The sequence below is a fragment of the Nocardia wallacei genome, from assembly GCF_029869545.1.
Lineage (GTDB): Bacteria > Actinomycetota > Actinomycetes > Mycobacteriales > Mycobacteriaceae > Nocardia > Nocardia wallacei_A.
In genome coordinates this window covers 1-11,263 of record NZ_JARWQD010000269.1, presented here as the reverse complement: position 1 = coordinate 11,263, position 11,263 = coordinate 1, and the positions used below count along the sequence as shown (strand labels likewise).

At 68.3% G+C, this 11,263-nt stretch carries 8 protein-coding genes; 5 read left to right on the top strand and 3 right to left on the bottom strand.

Annotated features, from left to right (window positions below; all coding sequences use genetic code 11):
• Positions 1-114 precede the first annotated feature (114 nt).
• Together QH290_RS23205 and QH290_RS23200 are read right to left on the bottom strand one after the other, a co-directional pair.
• A complete protein-coding gene (locus tag QH290_RS23205) occupies positions 115-714 on the bottom strand; it encodes a TetR/AcrR family transcriptional regulator (RefSeq protein ID WP_280261352.1) in 600 nt (199 codons plus the stop codon).
• A 77-nt stretch (positions 715-791) separates the two neighbouring features.
• The gene (locus QH290_RS23200; RefSeq protein ID WP_280261350.1) at positions 792-1,946 is read right to left on the bottom strand and encodes a glycoside hydrolase family 3 N-terminal domain-containing protein; all 1,155 of its coding nucleotides are present in this window, start codon (positions 1,944-1,946) and stop codon (positions 792-794) included.
• 457 nt (positions 1,947-2,403) lie between these two features.
• Here QH290_RS23200 and QH290_RS23195 point away from each other — a divergent pair, with 457 nt between their 5' ends.
• The 4 genes from QH290_RS23195 (at position 2,404) to QH290_RS23180 (ending at position 8,114) form a co-directional block, all read left to right on the top strand.
• Positions 2,404-3,675, top strand: coding sequence for a hypothetical protein (locus QH290_RS23195; RefSeq protein WP_280261348.1), 1,272 nt, complete (start codon positions 2,404-2,406; stop codon positions 3,673-3,675).
• Between the two features lies 1 nt (position 3,676).
• Positions 3,677-5,032 (top strand): lipase family protein, encoded by a 1,356-nt coding sequence (locus QH290_RS23190; protein WP_280385087.1) that lies wholly within the window; start codon positions 3,677-3,679, stop codon positions 5,030-5,032.
• A gap of 461 nt (positions 5,033-5,493) precedes the next feature.
• The gene (locus tag QH290_RS23185; protein ID WP_280385084.1) at positions 5,494-6,756 is read left to right on the top strand and encodes a hypothetical protein; all 1,263 of its coding nucleotides are present in this window, start codon (positions 5,494-5,496) and stop codon (positions 6,754-6,756) included.
• Positions 6,757-6,785: 29 nt separating this feature from the next.
• On the top strand, positions 6,786-8,114 hold the full coding sequence (locus QH290_RS23180) for a lipase family protein (RefSeq protein WP_425303644.1): 1,329 nt from the start codon (positions 6,786-6,788) through the stop codon (positions 8,112-8,114).
• Between the two features lie 134 nt (positions 8,115-8,248).
• Here QH290_RS23180 and gnd read toward each other — a convergent pair whose 3' ends face one another.
• Positions 8,249-9,277 carry a phosphogluconate dehydrogenase (NAD(+)-dependent, decarboxylating) gene (gene gnd, locus QH290_RS23175; RefSeq protein ID WP_280261471.1) on the bottom strand — a complete coding sequence of 343 codons (1,029 nt, stop codon included), beginning with the start codon at positions 9,275-9,277 and terminating at the stop codon, positions 8,249-8,251.
• A gap of 216 nt (positions 9,278-9,493) precedes the next feature.
• Between gnd and QH290_RS23170 the strand changes: the two genes are divergently transcribed.
• Positions 9,494-10,111, top strand: coding sequence for a trimeric intracellular cation channel family protein (locus QH290_RS23170; protein ID WP_280385082.1), 618 nt, complete (start codon positions 9,494-9,496; stop codon positions 10,109-10,111).
• Positions 10,112-11,263 lie beyond the last annotated feature (1,152 nt).

Genomic DNA, 11,263 nt, shown 5'->3' with positions numbered 1-11,263 from the left:
CCGCGGACCGAACGGGCAAGAGCCGCACGGCTTTTCGGTCGCCGTATATCGAGTCGCATGGGGGATTCGATAGGCGGCGAAGCCGAAAAGCCGCGCGGCTCTTCCGTGTTCGGCCTATTCCGCCTTCTTCTTGCCCGCCAGGCCGCGCCAGGCCAGGTTGTCGAGGAGATCGACGGCCTCGCCGACCTCCACCTCGCCGTCGGCGATGCGGTCGGCGATGGCTTCCCCCGCACCGATGACCGCGACCGCCACGATGTCGAAATTCGTTCCGGGCTCGGCGTATTTGGCGCTGGACTCGAGGAGCTTGGCGGTCAGCTCGATCACCCGTTCGCGGCTGTTGGCGATCTCGGAGGCGAACGGTTGCTGGCCCAATGCCTGCCGATAGAGCACCTGCCAGGACAGCCGGTTGTTGTCGACGTAGGACAGGAAGGCCTCGAGGCCCGCGCGCAGCTGTTCGTGCGGGGTCAGCTTCGGGTTGCCGGCTACCGCGACGGATTCGATGAAGCGCGCGGCCTCGCGCTGGATGCTGGCCCGGAACAGCTCGTCCTTGGAGCCGTAGTACAGATAGAGCATCGGCTTGGAGATCTTGGCCTCCGCGGCGATCGCATCCATCGAGGTGTCGTGGTATCCCTTGCGCGAGAACACCTCCACGGCGGCGTCCAGCATCTGCTGTTCACGAACCGCCCGGGGAAGCCGTTTCGTACCGCCTGCCATCCGCTCTCCTAGACCATGGTGAAACCCTTATCTTACTCCAAGGTAAGTTCGAGGGAAGGCACTTGCCCGCGATTCGCTCAGCAGTGCATCGGGATGCCCTTGTAGCGTGCCATCCGCAACACCGAATCATCGACCTGCCGCATCGGCAGCCGCCCCTCGGCCACCTCCTGCTCGAGCCGGTCCAGCACCCGGGTGACGGCGTCGCTGTTGATCCACAGCGCGTTGTCGGCCCCGGCCTCCAGGGCCGCCGCGACCGCCTCCTCGATCCCCATCCGGCTGGTGATCGCGGCCATGCCGCTCAGGTCGTCGGTGAAGATCGGACCGTCGAACGGCGCCGCGCCGTAGCCGGTGCCCTGCCGCAGCAGCGACATCACCTGCGGGCTGATGCTGGCGGGCGTGCCCGGCTCGGTCAGCCCGGGGACGTCGAGGTGGCCCACCATCACGCCCGCGCCCGAGCCGATCAGCTTGCGGTACGGCACCAGGTCCACCTGCTGCAGCTGATCGAGTGGCGGCGTGCGCACGGCACCGGTGTGGGAGTCGCCCGAGCCCGAGCCGTGGCCGGGGAAGTGCTTCATCACCGCACCCAGCCCGGCGTCGCGCATCGCGCGGATGAAGGCGTCGCCGTAGCGGGTGACGACCTCGGGATCGTCGGAGTAGGAGCGGTCGCCGATCACGCTGTCGTCGGGCTGGCTCGAGACGTCGACATCCGGGGCGAAGTCGACGGTGATGCCGAGGTCCTTCATGGCCTGCCCGCGCGCCAGGCTCTCGCGGTAGTAGTCCTCCGCGGAGACGGTCTGGGCACTGACCCGGGCCGACGGCGCGGTGCCGATGAGGTTGCTCAGCCGCGACACCCGGCCGCCCTCCTCGTCGATGGTCACCATCAGCGGGGTGCGGGCGGCCGCCTTGACCCGGTCGATCTGCTTGTCGGCCAGCAGCGACTGATCGGTCCAGCTGCCGAGGAAGATCCCGCCGATCTGCTCCGATCGCACCAGATTCTCCGCGTCCGCGAGGCCGTTGACGCCGACGGTCAGCAGCTGGGCGAGTTTCTGGCGGGTGGTGAACTGCGCGAGAAACCCTGCGGTGCAGTCGGGTTGCGCGCTGGTGGTCGCCGCCGTGGTCGAGCTCGGTGGCGGCGCGGTGGCGCTGGAGGTGTCGGTGGTCCGGTTGCCGCCGGAGCAGGCGGTCACGGTGACCGCGAGTACCGCGAGAACGATCCCGGGAACGGTGCGCATGGCATCCGACGGTAGCCGCCCGCGCGGCGGCCCGACAGCCCGGGACCGGTGTGCGGCGGCGTCGGCGTCCGGCCCTGGCGCGAATGTGACCCCGACCGCACCTGGCCATATCAAACGTTATCTATCTGTGATATGCATCATTGATACCTGTCGCGCGAAAGGTCTCGGCGGGCATTCGCCGAATCGGCAAAACGCGCTACTGGCAGGCAATTTGAGCGGTCGGACCGCTCGGTAATGGGCCCAAGTCATCCCATGACTGTGGTAAACGGCTGTAACGGGCGTTGGTAATCTTTCGTTAACCAAGTAGTCGACCCCCGGACGACATCGACCGTCGGCGCGGCACTGGCGCATGACGGCGCGAGCCGGTTATCGACCGAATATCAGCTATTCGATGGCAAATAGCCACGGTCATCACTTTTTCGACTCTCACACCGTAAGCGGAAGGCTGAAAACAACCATGCGGATCGGCGCAATGATGCGCGGCGCGGGGCTCGCCCTCGCGGCACTGGTAGGACTCGGACTCGTCGCCGCGGCACCGGCGTCAGCGAGCAGCGAGGTGGATCGCTACCTCGATCTGCCGCTGGTCAATCGCAACGCCGCGCAGGGCCCGGGCGGTGTCAACCCCGAACTGCCCTATGACCACGCCGAACTCGCCCGCCTGCTGGACCGGGCCCGGGCCGAGGGCGTGGCCCCCACCCGCTACGCGGCGCTGCTGTACCAGTACTGGCTGGTCGATGCGACCGGTAAGGCCGGGATCGACCTGAAGTCCTGGAATCCGCGCGCCGGTGTGCAGGCCAATCGCGACAACCTGATCAAGTCCTACCGCTACTACGAGGACCTGCAGCTCGGTCATCGCGAGCTGCAGTGGGCCGGGATGGGTGGCCAGGTGGGCGCCGACTTCGGCGGCGGGCTGGTCGATTTCGAGCTGATGGGCACGGTCTACGACCTGCCGGGTATCGCCGACGCCGCCAACCGGGTGCTCGGCGCGGTGCAGCAGGCCGCGGGCCCGCAGGCGGTGGCCATGCTGCCGGACGGACTGAAGGCGCTGGCCCAGGCCGGTCCGCAGATCACGCCGGAGGATCTGCACTGGATCCTCGGGATGATCCTGGTGATGCAGAAGAACATCTTCTCCGACCTGATGCCCATGCACGACGCCTACGTCACCGGCGGGCTGCCCGCGGTGGAGGAGTTCCAGCGGGCGGGACTGTTCGGCGACGACATCATGAACGCGTGGCGCGATGTCGCCTCGGGCGACCGGGCCCGGATCGCCGCGGGGAACGGCACGCTGCTGCGGCGCGAGCAGCAGTGGGCGATCGGCGCGCAGTGGGACGAGGTGCGCGCCTACAAGGGCCCCGTCGGCGAGGCCATCACCTACCTCAGCGGCGCGGTCGGTTCGCCCTCGGTCGCCGGTGTGGTGCCGCCGCGCGAATTCCGCCCGGTGCGCGTGCCTTTCACCGGATCCGACGGCCGCGCGATGCAGCTGACCCTGCCGCTGCCGGACTGGAACTGGTCGGTCCTGGACCAGCGGTGGGACTACATCACCGGACAACTGCTGCCGAAATACAAGGACCAGGTCGAAAACAACTGGCCCGCACTGGAAGCCACCATGCGCACCCCGTACGAGCAGCAGCTGGAATCACATCGCCCGCTGCTCAACATCCCGCAGCTGCTGATCTCGGCGGCGAACGAACTACAGGTCGCCCCGGCCACATCGGGACAGGAGGGCTGAGATGCGTAGACGAACCCTGGTCGCGGTGACCGCGAGCCTGGCGATGCTGTGTACCGGCGCGGGAACCGTTGCCGCACAACCGGCTCCGGCCCCGGCGGCGCCCGAGGTGGAGCCGCGGACACCCGCTCCGGAACAGGTCTTCAACGGCTTCGTGGTCGGGTCGCTGAACGGAGCGACCGCCGCCTCGCCGCAGGAGAACTTCCAGGCACTGATGGCCGACGACCCGTTCTATCAGGAGCCGACGCTGACCGGTTCCGAGAAACCGGGCCAGGTGCTGAAGGCCAAGAAGGTCGACGTCATGTTCCTCGGGGTGAAGCCCGCGAACCTCGACGCCTGGAAGCTGATGTACGTCACCACCGGCCTCGACGGCAAGGCCCCGGTGATCAGCACGGGCATCCTGATGGTCCCGCGCGACGGCAGGCCCGCCGCCGAGAAGAAGCTCGTCTCCTACCAGGAGGCCAACGACAGCGTCGGCTGGAGCTGTCATCCGAGCACCCAGTGGACCGGCGGCGACCCGCTCGACGGCTCGTCCTGGTCGGCCCTGGGCCCGCTGGGGATGATGTTCGACAAGGGTTACGCGGTGATGATCTCCGACGTCGGCAACGACGGTGATCGCAAGCCGCACGGCGTCTTCGCGGGCAAATCCGCCGCGCACGCGCAGCTGGACGGTGCCCGCGCCGCGCTGAGCCACGGCGAGGCGGGCCTGAATCCGAAGGCGCAGGTCTCGCTGTTCGGCATCGCCGGTGGCGGTGTCGGCGCGGCGGTCTCCAGCGAGATCCAGCCCGACTACGCCCCCGAGCTGGACGTGAAATCGACTGTGCTGGAAGGGATGGTCGTCAACCAGCGCAACTTCATGCGGATCGCCGACGGCTCGATCGGCTCGGGCTTCGCCTTCGCGACGCTGCTCGGGCTCGAGCCGTACTACCCGGAGATGAAGCTGGACGAGAAGCTGAACCCGCTGGGCAAGCAGGTCGCGGACGTGTTCCGCACGCAGTGCCAGACCCCGGCCTACTTCGGGATGCCGATGGTTCCGCTGAAGGCGCTGTTCAAGTCCGGGCAGAGCCCGGCCGACGAGCCCGCCTTCCAGCGCGTATTCGACGACAACGAGCTCGGCAGGTCCGGCACGCCGAAGTCGAAGGTGCTGATCAGCTCGTGCGCCGCCGACGATTCGCCGATGTCGCTGGTGCCCGCCGCCGACGCCCGCCACCTCGCCGACACCTACCGGTCGAGGGGCACCGACGTCACCTACCGGCCGACCGACTGCAGCATGCCCAGGATGCTGGGCGACCTGTACGGCTGGGGCACAGACCTTTTCGGTATGCAGACCATCGACTGGATGGACAGTAAGTTCGACTGAGGGAGGCCATCATGGCGATCGTGGATGCCGCGATCTATCTGCTCACCTTCGGGCCGTTAGCGGTGGCGAAGCAGATCCTGCAGGCAATGCATCTGAGCTGAGACGGTTTTCGGACCGAGACGGCGCGTGAGCTGACCGAACGCGAAGGGCGGTGGCGTGATCCACCGCCCTTTCGCATGTCCGTGCCCGATTGCGCCCGCGTCGCTGGGTGAGTCGCTATTGTTCGGCAATTTGTCCGGATAGTCCCGGTGGCTTAGCATTCGACGGGATTGGCATCGGACGCGCCGGGTGGGTAATCGCTGGTGTCCCTCGTGTTGGCGGTAATCTCTCAGCCCCGGGCACGGGTGGGCGTCGGAGCGGGATTCCGCGCCACCTCCGGTGTGTAGCTATTGATTGGTAATCGCAACGGCGCAGTTGCGATCGTGTGCGCGACCCGAACGACGGCGGAAGGTTGGTTCACGATGCGGATCGGCGCTCTGATGCGCGGTGCGGGCTTGGCTCTCGCGGCGGTGGTGGGGATGGGCCTGCTGACCGCCGGTCCGGTGGCGGCCGCCGAGGTGGATCGCTATCTGGATCTGCCGCTGGTCAACCGGAAGGCGGCGCAGGGACCGGGCGGGGTGAACCCCGAACTGCCCTACGACCCCGCGGAACTCGGGCGGTTGCTGGACCAGGCGCGGTCCGCGGGCGTGGCACCGACGCGCTACGCCGCACTGCTGTATCAGTATTGGCTGGTCGATGCGACAGCTAAGGCCGGAATCGATCTCCGGTCGTGGGATCCGCGCGCGGGTGTGCAGGCCAATCGCGACAACCTGATCAAGTCCTACCGCTACTACGAGGATCTGCAGTTGGCGCACCGCGAGCTGCAGTGGGCCGGGATGGGTGGCCAGGTGGGCGCCGACTTCGGCGGCGGGCTCATCGATTTCGAGCTCATGACCGACCTCTACGACCTGCCCGGTATCTCCGAGGCGGCGCGGGGGGTGCTCGGTTCGGTCGCACAGGCCGCGGGCCCGCAGGCGGTGGCCATGCTGCCGAGCGGCCTGCAGGCGCTGGCCGCCGCCGGACCGCTGATGACTCCCGAGGACCTGCGCTGGATCCTCGGGATGATCCTGGTGATGCAGAAGAACATCTTCTCCGACCTGATGCCGATGCACGATGCCTATGTCACCGAGGGGATTTCGGCGCTGGAGGAATTTCAGGCGGCGGGGCTGTTCGGTAGCGACATCATGGACGCCTGGCGCGATATCGCCTCCGGTGAGCACGACCGGATCGCCGCGGGCAACGGCACGCTGCTGCGGCGCGAGCAGCAGTGGGCGATCGGTGCGCAGTGGGACGAGGTGCGCGCCTACAAGGGCCCCGTCGGCGAGGCCATCACCTATCTGAGCGGTGCGGCCGGTTCGCCGTCGGTGGCGGGTGTCGTGCCGCCGCGCGAATTCCGCCCGGTGCGAATCCCTTTCACCGGGTCCGACGGCCGCGCGATGCTGCTGACCCTGCCGCTGCCGGACTGGAACTGGTCGGTGCTCGACGCGCGCTGGGACTACATCACCACCGAACTGCTCCCGAAGTACAAGTATCAGGTCGAAAACAATTGGCCCGCACTGGAAGCCACCATGCGTACGCCTTATGAGGTGCAGCTGGAATCGCATCGCCCGTTGCTGAACATCCCGCAGTTGCTCGGGTCGGCGGCGAGCGAGCTGAAGGTGACCCCGGCGGAGCAGGCAGGGTGAGGTCCGTGCGACGGTGGCGGAAGGTCGAGATGCGCAAGAGGACTCTCGTCGCGGCGGTCGCGGCGCTGGCGATGGTGTACGGGGGAGCGGGAACCGTTGCGGCAGATCCGGTTCCGCCGCAGACGCCCGGATTGGACAAGGTCTTCAACGGGTTCGTCGTCGGATCCCTGCGGGGCGCGACCCCGGCGTCGCCGCAGGAGATCTTCCAGGGCTTGCGTGCCGACGACCCGTTCTATCGAGAGCCGCCACTCACCGGCTCCGAGCGGCCGGGCACCGTGCTGAAGGCCAAGAAGGTCGACGTGCTGTTCACGGGACTGAAGCCCGCGAACCTCGACGCCTGGAAGCTGATGTACGTCAGCACCGAACTCGACGGCGTCACCCCGGCCATCAGCACCGGCATCCTGATGATTCCGCGAGATGGCAAGCCCGCCGACGAGAAGAAGCTGATCTCGTATCAGGAGGCCAACGACAGTGTGGGCGCGAGCTGCCATCCGAGCACGCAGTGGACCGGTGGCGATCCGCTCGACGGCGCCTCGTGGTCGGCGCTCGGCCCGCTGGCGCTGATCTTCGGCAAGGGCCACGCGGTGATGATCTCCGACGTCGGCAACGACGCCGATCGCCGCCCGCACGGGGTTTTCGCGGGCAAGTTCGCCGCGCATACGCAGCTCGACGGTGCCCGGGCCGCACTGGGTTACGCCGAGGCGGGGCTGGACCCGAACGCGCAGCTGGCGCTGTTCGGCATCGCGGGCGGCGGCGTCGGCGCGGCGTTCTCCGCCGAACTCCAGCCCGAGTACGCGCCCGAACTGAATGTGAAATCGACTGTGCTGGAAGGGATGGTCGTCAACCAGCGCAACTTCATGCGGGTGGCCGACGGCTCGATCGGGTCCGGCTTCGGCTTCGCGACCCTGCTCGGACTGGAGCCGAAGTATCCGGAGATGAAGCTGGACGAGAAGCTGAACCCCGCCGGACGCGCGGTGGCGGACTTCTTCCGGACCCAGTGCCAGGACACGTATTTCGGGATGCCGTTCGTGCCCTTGAACGCGATGTTCAACTCGGGTGTCAGCCCGGCCGACGAGCCCGCCTTCCAGCACGTGTTCGACGACAACGAGCTCGGGAAGTCCGGCACGCCGGGCGGCAAGGTGCTCATCGCGTCCTGCGCCAAGGACGACTCGTTCATGTCGCTGGTCCCGGCCGCCGACGCCCGCCACCTCGCCGACACCTACCGCGCCCGGGGCAGCGACGCCACCTACCACCCCACCGACTGCAGCATGCTCAAAATGCTCACCGACATGTACGGCTGGGGCACAGACCTTTTCGGCATGCAAACCATCGACTGGCTGGACAGCACCTTCGACTGAGCCCAGCACCGCCCCCGCCCCGGCCTCCCAACAACATCCCTGCACTCATCCCGGCACGATCCCTGCACTCATCCCGGCACGATCCTTGCACTCATCCCGGCACGCTTTTCGCCGGGATGAGTACAGGGCACCCCCTACTTCCCCGGAAGCTCGTTGTGCCCGCCGAAGGCCTTGCGCATCGCCGACAGCACCTTGTCCGCGTACAGCGACTCACCGCGCGAGGAGAAGCGCTGGTACAGCGCGGCCGACAGCACCGGCGCGGGCACGCCCTCATCGATCGCGGCGTGAATGGTCCAGCGGCCCTCACCGGAGTCGGAGACCCGGCCGCCGAACGTGCTCAGCTCCGGATCGGCGTGCAGCGCCTGCGCGGTCAGGTCCAGCAGCCAGGAGGCGACGACCGAACCGCGCCGCCACACCTCGGTGACCTCCGGGACGTCGATGTCGTACTGGTAGTACTCGGGATTCTCCAGCGGCGTCTCCTCGGCGGAGTGCTTACCGTCGAAGGCCTTGCCGATATTGGCCTTGTGCAGGATGTTCATGCCCTCGGCATAGGCCTGCATGGCGCCGTACTCGATGCCGTTGTGCACCATCTTCACGAAGTGCCCGGCACCGGCGGGACCGCAGTGCAGATAGCCCTGCTCGGCCGGGGACGGCTCGCCGGTGCGGCCGGGGGTGCGCTCGGCGGCCTCCACGCCCGGCGCGATGGCCTGCAGTAGCGGCTCGAGGTGCTTCACGGTCTCGGCCTCGCCGCCGATCATCAGGCAGTAGCCGCGCTCCAGGCCCCAAACGCCGCCGGAGGTCCCGATGTCCAGGTAGTGAATGCCCTTGGGGGTGAGGGCCTTCGCGCGCTTGATGTCCTCGTGGTAGCGGCTGTTCCCGCCGTCGATGATGATGTCGCCCGGTTCGAGCAGCTCGGCGACCTCGTCGATGACCGCGCCGGTGGCGCCGGCCGGGATCATCACCCACACGATGCGCGGCTTCTCCAGCAGCGCGACGAACGCCTTGTAATCGGTCGCGCCGGTGAACTTGTCGCCGAGCTCGGCGGTGAACTCCTTGATCTGGTCCTCGTGCCGCGAGTACCCGACCGCGGTGTGTCCGTCGCGGACGATGCGCCGCACGATGTTGGCGCCCATCCGGCCGAGCCCGATCATTCCAAGCTGCATACCCATCTCCTCGAGTCGTCCGAGCTCCGGCAGGTCCGAGCTCTGCTGGCTGTGCCTGGCCACGATTGTCCCCCGCTGCGTCGATCGGAAATTTCTCAGGTCCGTGTGTAACGCCTGGAGCGCAGGACCGATATTCAGATCGGCTCCGCGCTGTTGCCAGACCCCCGACCCGGCAACCGCGCGGGGCCTTTTTCATCGCGCTGCGATCATGAGGCCATGCTGCACGCCCTCTACCTGGTCGGAATCGCGGCCTTTGCCGCAAGCGGGGTGCTGGCCGCCTACCGGGCCGATATGGACCCGTTCGGCGGCCTGGCGCTCGCGTTCGCGGCCTCGATCTCCGGTGGCACGCTGCGCGACCTGATTCTCGATCGGCATCCGCTGTACTGGACCCACGACTGGGTGCTGCTGACGCTGATCTTCTGCGTGGGCGTGGGCACGATGATCTACCTGCGGTTCTGGCAGCTGCCGCGCCGGTCCCTGCTGGTGGTGGACGCCCTGGGGCTCGCGGTGGTGACGGTGATCGGTGCCCGGGCGGCCATCGAATCGGATGTCACGCCGCTGGCGGTCCTCATCCTGTCGGTGATGACCGGCGTGACGGGCGAGGTCGTGCGCGACGTGCTGTGCGGTGAGTTCCCGCCGCTGCTGCTGCGCGAGGAGGTGTACGCCGTCGCGGCCTTCGCCGGTGCCGGGTGTTATCTGGGCATGGACGCCGCGGGCATCGCCGAGGGTCCGGTCGCGATGGTGTCGGCGGGGCTGGTGTTCGTGCTGCGGATCGCGGCCATCTATTTCGGGGTGCATCTGCCGCGTCCGCACAAGCCTGGCGGCGCGGCTTGATCTCGCGGTCGGCGCATTGCGCACGATCGGAGCCCCACCAGCATTGGTAGCCGATAGGCATTGCGCGCGAATCGATTTCAAATGTGTCCTACATCACTTCGATTTGCACTAACGTGCGGTGCGGCGGCTACGATCGCAGCCGCACGTGGCCACCCGGCTACGGGGGGCCTCTCTATACGAGTACTGATGAGGGTGGTGTGACGACGTGCAGGGTCGGCATCGGAAACTGAACAGCACAACGCGGCGCGTGATATTGCCCGCGGTCGGCGTGATTCCGCTGGCTCTGCTGGTCGCCTGCGGGAATTCCGCCGACCAGGCCGTGAAGTCGTCCACGAGCGCCGCCTCCTCGACCACCGGCTCCCCCTCGAGCCAGCAGCCGACAACGCCGAAGCAGCCCGATTCCCCGACCACCCCGCCCCGCGGGGAGCAGGTGAAGCCGCCGTCGCGTCCCGCGGGCCCGACCACCTCCCAGCCCGGCGTGGGGGGGGGGGGGGGGGGGCCCCGCCGCCCCCCCCCCCCCCCCCCGCGGCCGCCCCGCCGCGCCCCCCCCCCCCCCCCCCCCCCCCCCCCCCCCCCCCCCCCCACCCCCCCCCCCCCCCCCAACAACCGCGGCCCCGGGCAGGTGTTACCCCAGCGCATTCCCTGCCCCGCCACCGCCCCCCTTCACCCGATCCCGAAGCCCACAGCCCCCCCCACAACAGGAATGCGGGACGTGCCTGCACCAACAGGAATGCAGGGTATGCGCCTAACAGGAAATGCAAGGCGTGCCTGCACCGACAGGAATGCAGGGCGTGCCTGCACCAACAGCAACACAAGGCGTGCGCCCAACGGGAATGTTAGGCGTGCCTGCGCCGACAGGAATGCGAGAGCCTCATAACGGAGATGGCCGCCACCTCACGCACGCTCATCTCCCGCCAAGCCCGCATACGCTCATTCACCGCTGGACTGATCCTGTCGTGGGGGGGGGGGGGGGGGGGGGGGGGGGGCCGGGGCGGGCGGGGGGGGGGGGGGGGGGGCGGCGCGGCGTGGCCCCCCCCCCCCCCCCCGCGCGGGGCCCCGCGCCCCGGCCCCCCCCGCCGCGGGTAACCGCGCCAGGCGCTGTTCGGCGGAAAGGTATGCGGTGACGGATCTTTCGAGCGCATCGAGCCCCGC